General features: G+C 70.7%; 17 protein-coding genes. 10 read left to right on the top strand and 7 right to left on the bottom strand.

The genetic code is table 11. The annotated features are described in order from the left end of the window. Positions 1-42: 42 nt before the first annotated feature. From afsQ1 to OG349_RS13340, 5 genes are all read left to right on the top strand, one after another. Positions 43-720 carry a two-component system response regulator AfsQ1 gene (gene afsQ1 / locus OG349_RS13320; protein ID WP_161312356.1) on the top strand — a complete coding sequence of 226 codons (678 nt, stop codon included), beginning with the start codon at positions 43-45 and terminating at the stop codon, positions 718-720. A gap of 38 nt (positions 721-758) precedes the next feature. Further along, complete coding sequence (locus tag OG349_RS13325; protein ID WP_442806382.1) at positions 759-2,390, top strand: ATP-binding protein; 1,632 nt, start codon at positions 759-761, stop codon at positions 2,388-2,390. Continuing rightward, positions 2,387-3,013, top strand: a complete 627-nt coding sequence (locus OG349_RS13330) for a hypothetical protein (protein ID WP_327234819.1) — start codon at positions 2,387-2,389, stop codon at positions 3,011-3,013. Before OG349_RS13325 ends, OG349_RS13330 begins: the two co-directional genes overlap by 4 nt. Before the next feature lie 162 nt (positions 3,014-3,175). After that, positions 3,176-3,751 (top strand): VanZ family protein, encoded by a 576-nt coding sequence (locus tag OG349_RS13335; RefSeq protein WP_327234820.1) that lies wholly within the window; start codon positions 3,176-3,178, stop codon positions 3,749-3,751. A 92-nt stretch (positions 3,752-3,843) separates the two neighbouring features. Further along, positions 3,844-4,050, top strand: coding sequence for a PspC domain-containing protein (locus OG349_RS13340; protein ID WP_327234821.1), 207 nt, complete (start codon positions 3,844-3,846; stop codon positions 4,048-4,050). A 137-nt stretch (positions 4,051-4,187) separates the two neighbouring features. On the opposite strand, the gene OG349_RS13345 is transcribed toward OG349_RS13340, so the two are convergent. Beyond that, positions 4,188-4,502 (bottom strand): ATP-binding protein, encoded by a 315-nt coding sequence (locus tag OG349_RS13345; protein WP_327234822.1) that lies wholly within the window; start codon positions 4,500-4,502, stop codon positions 4,188-4,190. A gap of 136 nt (positions 4,503-4,638) precedes the next feature. After that, on the bottom strand, positions 4,639-5,784 hold the full coding sequence (locus OG349_RS13350; RefSeq protein ID WP_327234823.1) for an adenosine deaminase: 1,146 nt from the start codon (positions 5,782-5,784) through the stop codon (positions 4,639-4,641). Between the two features lie 139 nt (positions 5,785-5,923). On the opposite strand from OG349_RS13350, the gene OG349_RS13355 reads away from it, so the two are divergent. Continuing rightward, positions 5,924-6,706, top strand: coding sequence for an alpha/beta hydrolase (locus tag OG349_RS13355; RefSeq protein ID WP_327238562.1), 783 nt, complete (start codon positions 5,924-5,926; stop codon positions 6,704-6,706). 33 nt (positions 6,707-6,739) lie between these two features. Here OG349_RS13355 and OG349_RS13360 read toward each other — a convergent pair whose 3' ends face one another. Next, positions 6,740-7,723 (bottom strand): SRPBCC family protein, encoded by a 984-nt coding sequence (locus OG349_RS13360; protein WP_327234824.1) that lies wholly within the window; start codon positions 7,721-7,723, stop codon positions 6,740-6,742. Positions 7,724-7,729: 6 nt separating this feature from the next. After that, on the bottom strand, positions 7,730-8,425 hold the full coding sequence (locus OG349_RS13365) for a histone protein (RefSeq protein ID WP_327234825.1): 696 nt from the start codon (positions 8,423-8,425) through the stop codon (positions 7,730-7,732). Positions 8,426-8,688: 263 nt separating this feature from the next. On the opposite strand from OG349_RS13365, the gene OG349_RS13370 reads away from it, so the two are divergent. Continuing rightward, positions 8,689-9,909: a hypothetical protein gene (locus OG349_RS13370; protein WP_327234826.1), complete on the top strand. Its 1,221-nt coding sequence runs from the start codon at positions 8,689-8,691 to the stop codon at positions 9,907-9,909. A gap of 153 nt (positions 9,910-10,062) precedes the next feature. On the opposite strand, the gene OG349_RS13375 is transcribed toward OG349_RS13370, so the two are convergent. Beyond that, positions 10,063-11,025 (bottom strand): LysR family transcriptional regulator, encoded by a 963-nt coding sequence (locus tag OG349_RS13375; RefSeq protein ID WP_327234827.1) that lies wholly within the window; start codon positions 11,023-11,025, stop codon positions 10,063-10,065. Positions 11,026-11,087: 62 nt separating this feature from the next. On the opposite strand from OG349_RS13375, the gene OG349_RS13380 reads away from it, so the two are divergent. The 3 genes from OG349_RS13380 (at position 11,088) to OG349_RS13390 (ending at position 14,273) form a co-directional block, all read left to right on the top strand. Beyond that, entirely contained in the window at positions 11,088-12,371 is a 1,284-nt protein-coding gene (locus OG349_RS13380; protein ID WP_327234828.1) for an MFS transporter, read from the top strand. Between the two features lie 155 nt (positions 12,372-12,526). Continuing rightward, the gene (locus tag OG349_RS13385) at positions 12,527-13,222 is read left to right on the top strand and encodes a L,D-transpeptidase family protein (RefSeq protein ID WP_327234829.1); all 696 of its coding nucleotides are present in this window, start codon (positions 12,527-12,529) and stop codon (positions 13,220-13,222) included. Between the two features lie 67 nt (positions 13,223-13,289). Continuing rightward, a complete protein-coding gene (locus OG349_RS13390; RefSeq protein ID WP_327234830.1) occupies positions 13,290-14,273 on the top strand; it encodes a sigma-70 family RNA polymerase sigma factor in 984 nt (327 codons plus the stop codon). A gap of 61 nt (positions 14,274-14,334) precedes the next feature. Here OG349_RS13390 and OG349_RS13395 read toward each other — a convergent pair whose 3' ends face one another. Further along, the gene (locus OG349_RS13395; RefSeq protein ID WP_327234831.1) at positions 14,335-14,646 is read right to left on the bottom strand and encodes an STAS domain-containing protein; all 312 of its coding nucleotides are present in this window, start codon (positions 14,644-14,646) and stop codon (positions 14,335-14,337) included. 67 nt (positions 14,647-14,713) lie between these two features. Continuing rightward, positions 14,714-15,286, bottom strand: a complete 573-nt coding sequence (locus OG349_RS13400; protein ID WP_327234832.1) for a Uma2 family endonuclease — start codon at positions 15,284-15,286, stop codon at positions 14,714-14,716. Positions 15,287-15,378 lie beyond the last annotated feature (92 nt).

The following is a 15,378-nucleotide window of genomic DNA, read 5'->3' on the forward strand; positions in this document are numbered from 1 at the left end:
AACTGTCGAACTCCGGTCCCCCCATGGGACAGAATGACCTCCGTGCCTTTCCTGCTGCTGATCGAGGACGACGACGCCATCCGCACGGCCCTCGAACTCTCGTTGTCACGCCAGGGCCACCGTGTGGCCACCGCGGCGACGGGAGAGGACGGCCTGAAGCTGCTGCGCGAGCAGCGCCCGGACCTGATCGTGCTGGATGTGATGCTGCCCGGGATCGACGGTTTCGAGGTGTGCCGTCGCATCAGGCGCACCGACCAGCTCCCGATCATCCTGCTGACCGCGCGCAACGACGACATCGACGTGGTCGTCGGGCTGGAGTCCGGCGCGGACGACTATGTGGTGAAGCCGGTGCAGGGGCGGGTGCTGGACGCCCGCATCCGCGCGGTGCTGCGGCGCGGGGAGCGTGAGTCGACCGATTCCGCGTCGTTCGGGTCCCTGGTGATCGACCGGTCCGCGATGACGGTCACGAAGAACGGTGAGGATCTCCAGCTCACGCCGACGGAGCTGCGGCTGCTGCTGGAGCTGAGCCGCCGGCCGGGGCAGGCGCTGTCGCGGCAGCAGCTGCTGCGGCTGGTGTGGGAGCACGACTACCTGGGCGACTCGCGTCTTGTGGACGCGTGTGTGCAGCGGTTGCGGGCGAAGGTGGAGGACGTGCCGTCCTCGCCGACGCTGATCCGTACGGTACGCGGGGTGGGCTACCGGCTGGACGCCCCTTCGTGAGTGGCGTGGCGGTGGGGCACGGCCCGGACGGCGGTCCGGTGGGTGACGGCGTGCGGGAGGGCGTGCGGGACGGCGCGGGCGGTGGTACGGCGGACGACGGCGCGATAGACGGCCGCCCGCCCGAGAGCCGGGTCGCGCGGGGCAGCGCCGCGAAGAAGGCCGTCATGGCCAGTCTGCGCTGGACCAGCCTGCGGCTGCGGCTCGTGGTGGTCTTCGGCGCGGTGGCCCTGACAGCGGCGGTGTCCGCGTCGGGCATCGCGTACTGGCTCAACCGCGAGGCGGTCCTCACGAGGACGCAGGACGCGGCGCTGACGGACTTCCACCAGGAGATGCAGAACCGCGCGGCCGACCTGCCGCTGCGGCCGCAGCAGAGCGAGCTCCAGAGCACCGCCGAGCAGATGGCGGGCGACAGCCCCGGTTACAGCGTCCTGCTGATCGGCGAGCGTGCCGAGGGGAAGCCGATCGTGGGCGCCTCCGACCCCGACACCTTCACACTGGACGACGTGCCGGCCTCGTTGCGGAACGCGGTGAACCGGCGGCAGGCGGTGACGTCGGGGAACAAGTACCCCTTCCATCTCTTCTGGCAGCGCACGGAGCGCCACGGGACGCCGTATCTGGTGGGCGGTACCCGCGTGATAGGCGGCGGCCCGACCGGTTATCTGTACAAGTCCCTGGACCAGGAGCGGGCCGACCTCAACTCGCTCGCCTGGTCGCTGGGGATCGCCACCGCCCTGGCCCTGGTCGGTTCGGCGCTGCTCGCGCAGGCCGCCGCCACGACCGTGCTCAAGCCCGTGCAGCGGTTGGGCGAGGCGGCGCGGCAGCTCGGCGAGGGCAAGTTCGCGACCCGGCTGCGGGTGTCGGGGACGGATGAACTGGCGGAGCTTTCCCGTACGTTCAACAACGCCGCGGAGTCGTTGCAGAAGAAGGTCGCGGACATGAGCGCGCGGGAGGAGTCCAGCCGCCGCTTCGTCGCGGACATGTCGCACGAGCTGCGCACGCCGCTGACGGCGCTGACGGCCGTGGCGGAGGTCCTGGAGGAGGAGGCGGACAGCCTCGACCCGATGATCGCGCCGGCCGTGACGCTGGTGGTCAGCGAGACGCGCAGGCTGAACGTGCTGGTGGAGAACCTGATGGAGGTCACCCGCTTCGACGCGGGTACGGCCCGGCTCGTCCTGGACGACGTGGACGTCGCCGACCAGGTGACGGCCTGCATCGACGCGCGGGCCTGGCTGGACGCGGTGGACCTGGACGCGGAGCGCGGCATGGTGGCGCGGCTGGATCCGCGCCGGCTCGACGTGATCCTGGCGAATCTGATCGGCAACGCCCTCAAGCACGGCGGTTCGCCGGTACGGGTGGCGGTGCGGACGGAGGGCGAGGAGCTGGTGATCGAGGTACGGGACCACGGGCCCGGCATCCCCGAGGACGTCCTGCCGCACGTCTTCGACCGGTTCTACAAGGCGAGCGCGTCCCGGCCGCGCTCCGAGGGCAGCGGGCTGGGGCTGTCGATCGCCATGGAGAACGCGCACATCCACGGCGGCGACATCACGGCGGCGAATGTGCCGGACGGCGGCGCGATGTTCGTGCTGCGGCTGCCTCGGGACGGCTCCAGGACCGCGGACGCGGACCGGGACCGCGATCGGGAAACGGGAGAGGAAGGCGACGTACGGTGACACGGGTGCGCCGTACGGGCCGTACGGGCGGGGTGCTGGCGGGGGTGCTCGCGCTGGCGTTCTGTGCCACGGCGTGCGGGATCAGGACCACGTCGGTGCCGGTGGACGCCGGGCCCGCGCCCTCGCGGATGCCGTGCGAGGTACCGGGCAAGGACGTGGTCACGCAGGCCGCACCGGGTCTGCCGGTGCGCGTGTACCTGGAGTGCGCGTCCGAGCTGGCGTCGGTGGAGCGCGCCGCGCGGATGCCGGACGAGAAGACCACGGACACCCGCGCGCGGCTCGCGCAGGTGCTGCTGGACGAACTCCAGGCACGGCCGTCGGCCGCCGAGCGTGAGGCCGGTTTCACCACGGAGGTGCGGGGGCCGCTGGTCGTCTCGCCGGGGCGCTCCGCCGACCCGGCGGGCACACTGCGGCTGAGCCGCCAGCCGGAGGACCTGGCGGCGGCCGCGCTCGCGCAGATCGTCTGTACGTTCGCGGAGAGCGCGGCGACGGACGGGAAGGTCGTCCTGGCCGGTCCCGGCGACTATCCGCCGCGTGCCTATGTGTGCGGGGAGGAGACGAAGAGCCGGCCGGACGCGTCCGTACCGACCCTCGGTCCGGTCACCGCTTCTCCCTCCTCCTAGGAGGAGGGACACCGTCTCCTCCTGGGACGAGAGACCGTTCACGGACCGTCTCCCGTCCCAGACGGACGGTCATCGGCCCGGGTCCGGGTGATCCGGGTCTCAACGCGCTCTTCCCGTGTACGGAGCGGAACCGATCGTCCCGGGCGTGGCGTCTTGGGATGCGTGCGCCAAGGCCCGGACGGCAGTGCCGTCATCCGTATCCGTACGGCGGGGCTCGTTCTCCTCGTCACGCATCTGTTGGTCGTGGCGTGGCTGACGCTCCGCCCGCTCGATGTCATGTGGGTCACCGCGGCGAACCTGCGACCCTTCGCGGGTATCAGGGCGGATCTCGCGCTCGGTCCCGTCGAGGCGTTCCGCCGTATCGCCGAGGGACTGCTCCTGCTGGCCCCGCTCGGGGTGCTGCTGCCGGTCGCGGGCGGCCGGCTGGCCGTCTCCCCCTGGGCCTCCCTGGCCCGTACGGTCGCGGCGGGCGCGCTGATCTCGCTGGCGATCGAGCTGCTCCAGACCGGGGTGCCCGGTCAGGTCGTCGACGTGGACTCCCTGCTGCTGAACACGACCGGGGTGGCCCTCGCACATCTGGCGGTCGTTCCGGCGACCCGGTCCCGGATGCGCCGCAGGAGGCACCCCCACACCCCCCGTACCCCCTCGTCACGGGGGGATGACCAGGTACCCCTCCCGTGGGAGGAGGCGTCTCAGGGGGCGACCCCGACGATTCCCAGGGTCGGCGTGGCCCCGTAGAGCGAGGCGCGGACCCCCTTCCGGGCGCACCATGGAGAGGAAGGGGAGCTGCGACGGACAGACTCCCGAACGGTCTCGTGAAGGAGCTCATCATGGCCGCATTGGTCCGCCCCCGAGAGGGACGCATGATCGGTGGAGTGTGCGCGGCGCTGGCTCAGCGCTTCGGCACCTCCGCGACCACGATGCGTGTGATCTTCGTGGTCTCGTGTCTGCTGCCGGGTCCCCAGTTCTTGCTGTACCTGGCGCTGTGGGTGTTTCTGCCCGGCGAGAAGCAGGCCAAGACGACCACTGCCTGGTAGGCGAGCGCCCGGTGACGGGCGCCCGGCGGGCACGGTCCGCCGCCGGCACGCGGGAAGGGGCGCACACCCTGATCGACGGGTGTGCGCCCCTTTCACGTACCCGGCTGCCGAGGGGCGTCAGCCTCCGAGGGGCAGCCTCAGATCGCGGCGCCCTTGACCGGGAGGCCGCCGAGGAGGCCCGCGGCCGGGCCCGCCTGGAGCGCGCCGACGGCGATCGGGGCCGTCTGCTGGATGGTGGTGAGCGCGCTGCGGCCCGCGAGGAGCGCGCCGTCGACGCCCATGGGGAGCTGCTCGGCGATGTCCTCCGACGGGAGCGTCCGGGAGACGAGGTCCAGCGCGCCACCGGCGTCGGGCACGGAGGGCGCGGCGGAGGCGCTGCCCGTGGCGGCGGTGGCGGCGAGGGCGGCACCGAGGGCGGCGACACCGAGAGTCTTGACAGCGGACTGCTTCATCTGGGTTTTCGTCCTTGGGGGAGGGGGAATATGAGCGGCTCTGCAAGGTAGCCAGCGCGCGCGTCGCCCGCAAACACCGGGGCGCCACGGGAATTCTGTGTTCCCGGTGGCGCCCCGCTCCCCGTACTCCCGTGGATCAGACCACGGACTCGCTGGTCACAGCCGTCTGCCGGAACAGCCATTCGGATTTCAACTCGGCGTATCCGGGCTTGATCACGTCATTGATCATGGCCAGTCGTTCATCGAAAGGAATGAATGCTGATTTCATCGCATTGACTGTGAACCATTGCATGTCGTCGAGCGCGTAGTCGAACGCCTCGACCAGCAGCTCGAATTCACGGCTCATGCTCGTGCCGCTCATCAGACGGTTGTCGGTGTTGACCGTCGCGCGGAAGTGCAGCTTCCGCAGCAGGCCGATGGGGTGCTCGGCGATCGAGGGGGCCGCGCCCGTCTGGAGGTTGGAGCTGGGGCACAGCTCCAGCGGGATGCGCTTGTCGCGTACGTACGCGGCGAGGCGGCCGAGGGTCACCGCGCCGTCCTCGGCGACGTCGATGTCGTCGATGATCCGCACCCCGTGGCCGAGGCGGTCGGCGCCGCACCACTGGAGGGCCTGCCAGATGGACGGCAGGCCGAAGGCCTCGCCCGCGTGGATCGTGAAGTGGTTGTTCTCGCGCTTCAGGTACTCGAAGGCGTCGAGGTGGCGGGTGGGCGGGAAGCCCGCCTCGGCGCCGGCGATGTCGAAGCCGACGACGCCCGAGTCGCGGTAGCTGTTGGCGAGTTCGGCGATCTCCAGGGCGCGGGCCGCGTGCCGCATGGCGGTGAGCAGGGCGCCGATACGGATGCGGTGGCCGTTCTCGCGGGCGCGCCGCTCGCCTTCCCGGAAGCCGGCGTTGACGGCCTCGACGACCTCTTCGAGGGTGAGGCCGCCTTCCAGGTGCTGCTCGGGGGCGTAACGGATCTCCGCGTACACCACGCCGTCCTCGGCCAGGTCCTCCGCGCACTCGGCGGCGACCCGCACGAGCGCGTCACGGGTCTGCATGACGGCGCAGGTGTGGGCGAAGGTCTCCAGGTAGCGCTCCAGCGAACCCGAGTCGGCGGCCTCGCGGAACCAGAGGCCGAGCTTGTCGGACTCGTCCTCGGGCAGCGACGCGTATCCCACCTCGCGGGCGAGGTCGATGATCGTGCCGGGGCGCAGCCCGCCGTCCAGATGGTCGTGGAGAAGGACCTTGGGGGCGCGGCGGATCTGGTCGGCTGTGGGCGGACGGAAGGTCTGGCTCGTCATCCCCGCACTCTAGCGCCTACGCGCGTAGATCACCGGGGGTCGATACGTAACAGTGACCGTGCGGACGGGTGGAGTACACCTGTCCTTCTGAGACTGTTCTGTTATGGGACAGCGGGCAGTTCCCGGGCCGGGGGAGCGCATGGCGGGTGGGGACGGGCAGGGGCGGCCGGGTCGCGGGGAGCCGCACGCGCGGCTGGGGCGGGCCGTACTGCCGCCGCCCACGGGATCGGCGACGGGCGGGGTGGTGCTGGTCCTCCCGGAGGGGGACGCGGTCTCGCTCCGGCGGCCTTCCCTCGTGTCGCACGCGGGGGTGATGTCGCTCGCGCGGTCGCTGGCCAGGTCGGGGGCGGCCGAGGGGCTGGTGGTGCACGTCGTGCGGTACGGCCTGCGCGGCTGGAACGGCGTGGACGCGCGGCTCGCGGCGGACGCCCGCTGGGCGGCGGACGAGGTCCTGCGGCGGTACGGCGACGTGCCGGTGTGCCTCGTCGGGCACGGCATGGGCGGCCGGGCGGCGCTGCGGGCCGCCGGTCATCCGGCGGTCAACTCGGTGCTGGCGATGGCGCCCTGGCTGCCCGAGGACGACGTGGCGGGCGAACAGGAGCCGGTACGGCAGCTGGTGGGACGCCAGGTACTGATCATGCACGGCACGAACGACGCGCGGACCGATCCCGAACTGTCCTACCGGCTGGCCGAGCGCGCCAAGAAGACCAACCGCGACATCTGCCGCTTCGAGGTCCACTCGGACGGCCACGCGCTGCGCCAGCACCACGGCGAAGTCCTCGCCCTGGCCACGGACTTCGTCCTGGGCGCGCTGCTGTCGCGGACCTACTCCCGCCCGGTCGCGGACGCGCTGGCGGCTCCGCCGCCGCTGGGCCTTCGGATGCCGCTGGCCGCGGGGTTCGGGCGGTCGTTACGGCGGTAGGGCTCCGCGCCTCCGGGGGGGGGCGGTACGGACTCAGCGCGCGTCCTCTTCCTCGTCCTCCTCCGCCGGCTCGTCGTCGTCCTCCCACTCCCCGGCCTGTTCGTCGTCGTCCTCGGCGTCGTCGTCCGCGTCGGCGTCGTCGTCCGCATCGGCGTCGTCGTCCGGGGCTTCGTCCTCGTACGCGTCGTCGTCCTCCTCGTCGGCCAGGGCATCCTCGTGCGAGCGGACGACTTCGCCGTCGCGGATCTCGCCCCGCCAGCCCTCGGCCTCCTCGTCGGTGAGCGTCACGTACCGCTGGAAGTTCTTGAAGTCCAGACGCATCCGGCGCCCTTGGACGCGCCAGAGGTTTCCGGTCTTCTCGAAGAAGCCGGCGGGATAATATTCGATGACCAGGACGATCCTGGTCAGCGAAGGCGTCAGCTCGTGGAAAGTGACCACGCCATGGGTGGATCCCTTCGCGCCTTCGGATTCCCAGACGATGCGGTCGTCCGGAATCTGTTCCAGAACGGTCGCCTCGAAACTCCGTGACGACGGTCCCACCTTCACTTTCCACTGGGTTGTCGTCTCGTCGTCCGCCGACACGCTTCGTACGCCCTTGGTGAATCCCGAGAACTTCTCGTAATTCGTCCAGTGGTCGTAGGCGGTCCTGATCGGGACGCCCACGTCCAACGACTCGATGACACTGGTGACTTTGGTGTCGCCCGCCTTGCCTCCTCCACCGCCACCCCCGCCGCCACCGGTCACCTTGTCGACGACATTGTCCTTCACGTCCTTGGCCTTGTTCGAGATCAGTGTCTTCACCGGGGCCTCGCCCAGCCCGACCAGGGTGCCGATCGAGGGGAGCTTCCCACCGTTTTCCGCGATCTCTGTCAACTGACCTGTCAGAACCGTGAGCTTGTCCCCGGCCTTCTCGGCGAGTTGTTCCACCTGCGTGCCGACGAATCCCGTGATTTCTCCCCGTACCTTCTCCACGGCGGAGGCACCGAGATGGGCAATCGCTTGCTCTGTCTTCGCCATGGCTGACTACCTCCGGCGATCGGCGTTCGACGACGTCTTCTTCGCCGCCTTCTTGGGCGGCGCATCACTCTTCCTGCCGGCCGTCTTCTTCGCCGCTGTCTTCCTCGCGGGAGCCGACTTCTTCGCCGGGGCGCGCCGGGCGGGCTGCCGCTTCTTCGGCGCGGGCCGCTCAGGCCGCTGGGAGCGGGTGTGCCGGCGCTGCGCCTGAGGCTCTTCCTCGGCCTCTTCCTCGTCGTCCGGCTCCTCCTCCGGCTCCTCGTCCGTCTCCTCGCCCGTCGCCTCGTCCGTCTCCTCTTCCGGCTCGTCGTCGTCGGTCTCCCCCTCTTCCCCCTCCTCGTATTCGTCCTCGTACTCTTCCTCGTCCCCCTCCTCCTGCTCCTCGTCCTTGCCGCCCTTGCCACCGGGGCCGTGACCGCCGAGCGCACCGGAGAGCGATCCCATGCCCCGGCCCGCCACGGACGTGAGCGCCTTGCGGGCCGCCTGGGCGCCTTCCGTACGTACCTGCTCCTGGAGCTCCGCGACCTGGGGGATCTCACCGAGGCGGCTCACTCCCCCGGAGATCAACTGCCGCGGGGAAAGGCCCATTCGCTTGCCGGTGAGGTACGTCGCGGCCGTCAGGGCGAGCCGCCCCTTCTTCGTACGGCCCAGCACATAACCGCCCACGATCGCCGCGCCCAGCGCGTATTTGTTGTTCTCCGCCATTGAGTACGCCACCTTCCAATGCCTCGTCTGCGCTCGGCTTTTGACGTTCCGCGCCCGAACGGGCCCGGCCGCGTTCACACCGGCGTCCCCCGTACGAACACCTTCCAGTGTGCGTGGCATGCGCGGTCGACGCCATTCAGCCGAGCGGCGGACAAGCGGAGTGCGACTCCTTCTCACATAGAGCGACATTCTCCGGGCGGGCAAGGATCGTGCGACCATTGCTGCAAGGGGAAATGGGCCAGATCCGAGGATGTGCTACCGGCATGGGGAAAGACGCAGGGTACGCCGAAGAACCGTCCGAAGAGACGTACGACAATGCCGAACCGGACGTCGCGGAAGCCGAATCCGAAGAGGCCGAGGAAGCCGCGGCTTATGTGGACGACAGCGAGGACGAGATCGAGGGCGACGTGACCGCCGGGGAAGAGGCGGTGGCCGACGAGGAACCCGACGTCTATCTCGATGTGCCGGTGCTGAATATCGAGGAGATCAATCTGGAGGTCCAGGATCTCCGGGCGAGTGTGTCACTCCAGGCCGAAGTCCTCGATCTGCTCAGGCTGAATGTCGGGGCGGACGTCGAACTGGGCCGGGTGGAACTCGACGTCAAGGGCGTGGAGGCACAGGCGCAACTCAAGGTCCGGCTGCATCACGTGGCCTTGATTCTCCAGCGCGTGCTGACCACGATCGACCGGAATCCGCAGATCCTGGAGCAGATCACCCGCGGTGTGGGGTCCGCCGTCCAGGAGGTCGGCACCGGCACGCGGCAGGCGGTCGGGGAACTGGGGCGCGGGGCCGGCGGCGCGGTGGAACACGTCGGCCGGGGAGCGGGCGAAGCCGTCGAAGAGGTGGGGCAGGGCGCCGGCGGTGCCGTGGAAGGCGTCGGGCGCGGAGCGGGGAAGGCCGTGGAGCACGTGGGCCGCGGAGCGGGTGAGGCGGTCGAGGAGGTCGGCGAAGGCGCCGGAGGAGCCGTACAGGACGTCGGCCGGGGCGCGGGAGAAACCGTCCAGGGCGCCGGAGAAACGGTCCGGGGCGTGGGCGAAGGCGCTGGAGGAGCCGTACAGCAAGCGGGCCGGGGCGCCGGAGGAGCGGTCGGCGACGTGGGCCGGGGCGCCGGCGAGGTGGCCGGGGACGCCGTCGAAGGCGCCGAAGAGGTCGCCGGGGACGCCGCCCGTGGGGCTGGGGACGCCGTCGAGGAGGTCGGGGACGTGGGCAAGGACATCGGTGAGGAGACCGAGGACCTCGCGGAGGAAGCCGGAGAGGCCGTCGAGGAGGACGTCGAAGACGTCGAGGAGACCGGCCGGGACACGTCCCGTACCGCCAGGAACACCGGCAAGAGGGTCCGCAGGAACACCGACCGCACGCCCGGCGCCATTTCCGGTACGGCGAAGTCGAAGCGGCGGAAGCCGCCGACGCGGACCATCGGCAAACGCACCCGCGAAGCCACGGAGGCCGAGGCACGCACCCCGAGGCGGCGCGCCGAACGCTGAGGGCCGCCCGGCCGTCGTACGTCGCCCTCCGGCGGGCTGGCTCCCGGCTGGGTCCTCCCGGCCCGGGTCCGCCCGGGTCCGCCCGGGTCCGCCCGGGTCCGCCCGGGTCCGCCCGGGTCCGCCCAGTCAGTCCGGTCAGTCCGGTCAGTCCGGTCAGTCCGGGAGGATCTGTCCCCGCCGGGACAGGAGGAAGCGCTTGAACTCCGCCACCGGTGGGGTGTCCGGGTGCCCGTCCAGCCAGGCCAGGCCGATCTCCCGTACCGCGCGCGGTGCCGTCACGGTCAGTTCCACCACCCCGGGGCGCGCCACCGCCGGCGGGGGCAGCAGGGCCACCCCGAGGCCCGCCGCCACCAGGCCCCGCAGGGTCTCCGCCTCCTCCCCCTCGAACGCGACGCGCGGCTTGAAGCCCGCCTTCGCGCACAGGTCGTCGGTGATCCGGCGCAGCCCGTACCCCGGTTCGAGGGTGACGAACGATTCGTCCGCCGCCTCGGCGAGCCGGACACGCTTGCGGCCCGCGAGCCGGTGGTCGTCGGGGACGACCAGGCGCAGGCGCTGGACGTCGACCCGCCGGGCGACCAGGTCGGGGGCGTCCGGCACCGGTGAGGTCAGGCAGAGGTCCAGGTCCCCGGCGCGGAGGCGTTCGATCATCGCCTCGCCGTAGTTCTGGACGAGTTGGAACCGTACGCGCGGATGGTCCGCGCGGAAGGCCCGGATCAGACCCGGCACCGTCTCCGAGCCCATGGTGTGCAGAAAGCCGAACGCGACCTTGCCGGACTCCGGATCCGCGTCGGCCCGCACGGACTCGGCGGCCCGCTCCACCTCGGCGAGCGCGCCTTCGACCGAGGTGAGGAACGCCCGGCCGGCGGGGGTGAGCGAGACCGTACGGCCCTTGCGGGCGAACAGGGCGATCCCCAGGTCCTGTTCGAGCCTGACCATCGCCCGGGAGAGCGTGGACTGCGGGACTCCCATGTCCTGCGCGGCCCGCGTCACGTGTTCGTGGCGGGCGACCCCGGCGAAGTACGCGAGGCGCGGGGCGAGCAGCGCCGGCCAGGACTCGGGATCCAGATCGGCCTGCGGGGCGTCTCGCGTACCGTCTGATCTCGGCTGATGCACCATGGGATCGATTATCGCCATTCCCCGCATTGGACGCATGAGCGGCGAGTGCCTACGTTCGTCGTATGCCTTCTGTCAGTACCGAGGCACCCGTCACCGCGGGTGCCTCCGCAGCGCCGTCCGCCTCCCTCACCCCTGGTGAACAGCTCACCCCTGGTGGCCCCGGCTACCGCCGCATGAGCCTCGCGCTCTTCGCCGCCGGGATCGCGACCTTCGCCCTCCTCTACTCCACGCAGGCCCTCCTGCCCGCGATCTCCACGGACTTCGGTGTCACGGCGGGGCAGGCCAGTTGGACGGTGTCGGCGGCGACGGGCGCGCTCGCCCTCTTCGTCCTGCCGCTGAGCGCGCTCTCCGAGCGCTTCGGCCGGCGGACGCTGATGACCGCCTCGCTGGCGGTCGCCGTGGTGGTGGGGCTGCTGGTGCCGTTCGCGCCGAACCTGGAGTGGCTGGTGGCGCTGCGCGCCGTGCAGGGCGCGGCGCTGGCCGGGCTGCCGGCCTCCGCGATGGCGTTCCTCGCCGAGGAGGTACGGCCGAAGGCGCTGGTCGCCGCGATCGGCCTGTTCGTCGCGGGCAACAGCATCGGCGGCATGAGCGGCCGTATCCTCACCGGCTGGGTCGCCCAGGCGTGGGGCTGGCGGGTGGGGCTGGCGGTGGTCGGGCTGCTGGCGGCCGCCTGCGCGCTGGTCTTCCGCGCGATGCTGCCGAAGGCCAGGAACTTCACCTCCCGCACGCTGAGCCCGGGGGCGCTGGCGAAGACGGTCCGGGGGCACCTGTCCGATCCGCTGCTGCTGCGGCTGTACGCGATCGGCGGGCTGTTCATGACGGTGTTCGGCGCCGTCTACACCGTCATCGGCTACCGACTGGTGGCGGAGCCGTTCAGCCTCCCGCAGGGCGTGGTCGGCTCGGTCTTCGTCGTCTACCTGGTCGGTACGGTCTCCTCCGCGGCGGCCGGCCGGCTCGTCGGGCGGCTGGGGCGGCGCGGCGCGCTGTACCTGGCCGTCGGCACGACGACGGCGGGCCTGCTGCTCTCCCTCGCCGACACGCTCGCCGCGGTCCTGCTCGGCCTCGTACTGATCACAGCGGGCTTCTTCGCCGGCCACGCGGTCGCGTCGTCGTCCGTGAGCCGTACGGCCAAGTCGGGCCGCGCGCAGGCGTCGGCGCTCTACCAGTCCTCGTACTACCTGGGCAGCAGCGCGGGCGGCACGCTGGGCGCGATCGCCTTCCACGCCGGGGGCTGGGCGGCGACCGTCGCGCTCGGGCTGCTGGCGGTGCTGGGCGTCGTGTCGATCACGCTGTACGGGTCGCGCTGCGCGCGGGTGGAGCGGCGCCGGGTGCTCGCGGGCCACTGAGGCCCCTGGGGACCAAGAGTCCCTGTTACCGAATCGGCGTACAGGGGCGTGCAACTGCGCGTACCGTTCGTCCGTCTATCTCCCTGACACGCGCTACAACAAGGCGCGGCACACAGCCATGTCGGAGCAGGTACGAGGACGGACGGGGCGGGACCATGGGAAGTATCGGACGCAGAGGGGCCGTCGCGGCGGGGATCGCCGCGCTGGTGGTGCCGTTGACCGTGGCACTGGGCGGCACCCCCGCGCAGGCGGCGAGTTGTACGACCAGTACGGGGCCGAACCAGAAGCAGGTCGAGAAGTTCCTCGGCCGGCCGGTGGACGGCAAGCAGTCGGCCGCCGACTGCAAGGCCATCCGCGCCTTCCAGTCGAAGCACGGCATCACGCCGACGATCGGCTACGCCGGGCCCGTCACCTGGGGCGTGATGGACCTCATGAACAAGCAGAAGGCCGCGGGCAAGACGCCCAACAAGGCCGGCAAGTGCCCGACGAACAAGGGCCGGATCGCCTGTGTCGACCTGACGCGTCAGCTGAGCTGGATCCAGGACGGCAAGAAACTGGTGTACGGACCGGTCCCGGTGCGCACCGGCCGCGACAAGTACGAGACCAGGACCGGCCTCAAGAAGATCGGCTGGCGCGACAAGAACCACGTGTCGTCGATCTACGACGTGCCCATGCCGTACAGCCAGTTCTTCGACGGTGGCCAGGCGTTCCACTCGGTGGGCGTGAGCATGTGGAACCCGCCGGGTTCGCACGGCTGCGTGAACATGACGACGGCGGCGGCTTCGAAGTACTGGTCGCTGCTCAAGACCGGTGACGACGTCTTCGTGTACGGCCGTAAGCCGGGAACCTGAGCCGATTGTCAGTGGGGTGCGGTAGCTTCCGAAGGACTGGTTCCAAGGGGGCGACTGGGGTGACCCGATGAGTGATCTCGCGACAACAGAGGATCTTGATTCCCGGCTGGAGAAACACCGGACGGAGCTGACGGGGTACTGCTACCGGATGCTCGGTTCGGCCTTCGAGGCCGAGGATGCCGTGCAGGACACGATGGTGCGGGCGTGGCGCAGCTTCGACAAGTTCGAGGGCAGGTCCTCGCTCAGGTCGTGGCTGTACCGCATCGCGACGAACGTGTGCCTGGACATGCTGAACGCGGGCAACCGCAGGGCGCGGCCGATGGACCTGTCCGCCGCGACGCCGGTGGCCCAGGCGCAGCTCAACGCGCGGCCCGAGGTGACGTGGCTGGAGCCGGTGCCGGACGGCCGGGTGCTGCCCTCGGTGGCGGACCCGGCCGACCGGGCGGTGGAGCGGGAGACGATCCGGTTGGCGTTCATGGCGGCGCTCCAGCATCTGCCGCCCAAGCAGCGGGCCGTGCTGATTCTGCGCGAGGTGCTGGCGTGGAAGGCGAGCGAGGTGGCGGAGCTGCTGGGCACGACGGTGGCTTCGGTGAACAGCGCGCTCCAGCGGGCGCGGGCGACGATCGCCGAGTCGGAGCCGGCGTCGACGGACGCGGCGGATCCGCTGGACGACGAGCAGAAGGAGCTGCTGGAGCGCTATGTCACGGCCTTCGAGGGCTATGACATGAAGGCGCTGACGACGCTCCTGCACGAGGACGCGACGCTGTCCATGCCGCCGTACGACCTGTGGCTGCAAGGCCACGACGACATCGTGGGCTGGATGCTCGGAGTGGGCTCCGTCTGCCGGGGCTCGCGCCTCATCCCGACGGTGGCCAACGGCACGCCGGCGTTCGCGCACTACCACCCGGCCGAGGACGGCAACGGGCATACGCCGTGGGCGCTGATGGTCATCGAGATCGTGGACGGCCGGATCTCGGGCATCAACTCGTTCCTGGACACGGAGCGGTGGTTCCCGCTGTTCGACCTGCCGGCGAGGCTGGAGAAGGAGTAGCGCTGCCGCGTGGGCCGTTCCGTCCGGCCCGGCCCACGCGGTACGACTCCTCCCCCACCCCCTACGGATCGTCGTCCAGGTCCCCGTACGGCCCCACCACGTCGGCGAGTCCCACCAGGTCCACCAACAGCCGCAGTTCCCGATCGGCCCCCCGCACCCGCAGCCGGACGTCGCGCCTCCGGGCGGTGAGCTGTAACCGCGCGAGCGCGTTGACAGCGACAAGTCCGGGCCGCTCCAGACCTCGGACATCGCAGACCGCCTCGGTAGCCCCACTCCCCCGCAGCCGAGCGACCAGCTCGTCACACAACCGGGGCACGTCACCGGGCCCGAGCCGGCCCGAGACGACAAGAACGATCGGTTTCGTGGCATCCACAACCAGAGAGACCGCCGCGGGAGCCGGAACTCATCGCGGCGGTCTCGGGGTGTTGTGCGGTGGGCTGTCAGTTGACGGGAGACTCACCCGTGTCGATGGTCAGGCCGAACGGCTCGGGGAGGGTCAGCTTCTCGCCGTACTCCACGGATGCCAGGACGCGGTACGTACCCGCCTCGGGCTCCCCGTAGAGCGTTGCGGTCGGACGCCCCGTGTGCCAACGGTCGAGAAGCAAGTAGAGCGGGGCCTCAGCCTTGGCGTAACCGTGCGCCTTCGTGATTCGGTCGTGGTTCGCGTTTCCACGAGAGGTGATTTCAACCACGAGTAGTGCTTCGCCCGCCGGAACAGTGTTGCCCGGCCCGGTCATGGACTGCGCAGGAATGACCATGAGATCGGGCATGTAGAGCCCACCAACACCGGGGATGGCGACTACCTGCGTCTGGGTGATCTCCCAGTCCTCGGGAACAACGCCGGCCAAACGACGATGGAGTCGCGAAACGCTGAAGGTGTCTTCCTTCGACGGCCCGGGTGACACGGTGATGATGCCCTCGACGATCTCCACCTTGCAGCCCTCGGGCGCACCCGTGCCTTCCCAGACACGGACAAGGTAGTCCCAGGCTTGGTCGTCCAGGTGTGTGGTCATGGTGGCCTCCTTGGTTCCGCCACCGATCCCAGCACGGCGGACGGGACCGGTGGGGGTCCACCGGTCCCGTTCACCCGAATGGGGAAACCGCA

Origin of the sequence: Streptomyces sp. NBC_01317 (assembly GCF_035961655.1) — a bacterium.
In the GTDB taxonomy this organism is placed as follows: domain Bacteria; phylum Actinomycetota; class Actinomycetes; order Streptomycetales; family Streptomycetaceae; genus Streptomyces.

Excerpts from the sequence above, each read along its gene's own strand:
- OG349_RS13400 (WP_327234832.1), bottom strand. The coding sequence starts at position 15,286 with ATGACCACACACCTGGACGACCAAGCCTGGGACTACCTTGTCCGTGTC.
- OG349_RS13345 (WP_327234822.1), bottom strand. The coding sequence starts at position 4,502 with ATGAAGCAGTCCGCTGTCAAGACTCTCGGTGTCGCCGCCCTCGGTGCC.
- OG349_RS13390 (WP_327234830.1), top strand. The coding sequence starts at position 13,290 with ATGAGTGATCTCGCGACAACAGAGGATCTTGATTCCCGGCTGGAGAAA.
- OG349_RS13350 (WP_327234823.1), bottom strand. The coding sequence starts at position 5,784 with ATGACGAGCCAGACCTTCCGTCCGCCCACAGCCGACCAGATCCGCCGC.
- OG349_RS13355 (WP_327238562.1), top strand. The coding sequence starts at position 5,924 with ATGGCGGGTGGGGACGGGCAGGGGCGGCCGGGTCGCGGGGAGCCGCAC.
- OG349_RS13385 (WP_327234829.1), top strand. The coding sequence starts at position 12,527 with ATGGGAAGTATCGGACGCAGAGGGGCCGTCGCGGCGGGGATCGCCGCG.
- OG349_RS13360 (WP_327234824.1), bottom strand. The coding sequence starts at position 7,723 with ATGGCGAAGACAGAGCAAGCGATTGCCCATCTCGGTGCCTCCGCCGTG.
- OG349_RS13375 (WP_327234827.1), bottom strand. The coding sequence starts at position 11,025 with ATGGTGCATCAGCCGAGATCAGACGGTACGCGAGACGCCCCGCAGGCC.
- OG349_RS13380 (WP_327234828.1), top strand. The coding sequence starts at position 11,088 with ATGCCTTCTGTCAGTACCGAGGCACCCGTCACCGCGGGTGCCTCCGCA.
- OG349_RS13365 (WP_327234825.1), bottom strand. The coding sequence starts at position 8,425 with ATGGCGGAGAACAACAAATACGCGCTGGGCGCGGCGATCGTGGGCGGT.
- OG349_RS13340 (WP_327234821.1), top strand. The coding sequence starts at position 3,844 with ATGGCCGCATTGGTCCGCCCCCGAGAGGGACGCATGATCGGTGGAGTG.
- OG349_RS13370 (WP_327234826.1), top strand. The coding sequence starts at position 8,689 with ATGGGGAAAGACGCAGGGTACGCCGAAGAACCGTCCGAAGAGACGTAC.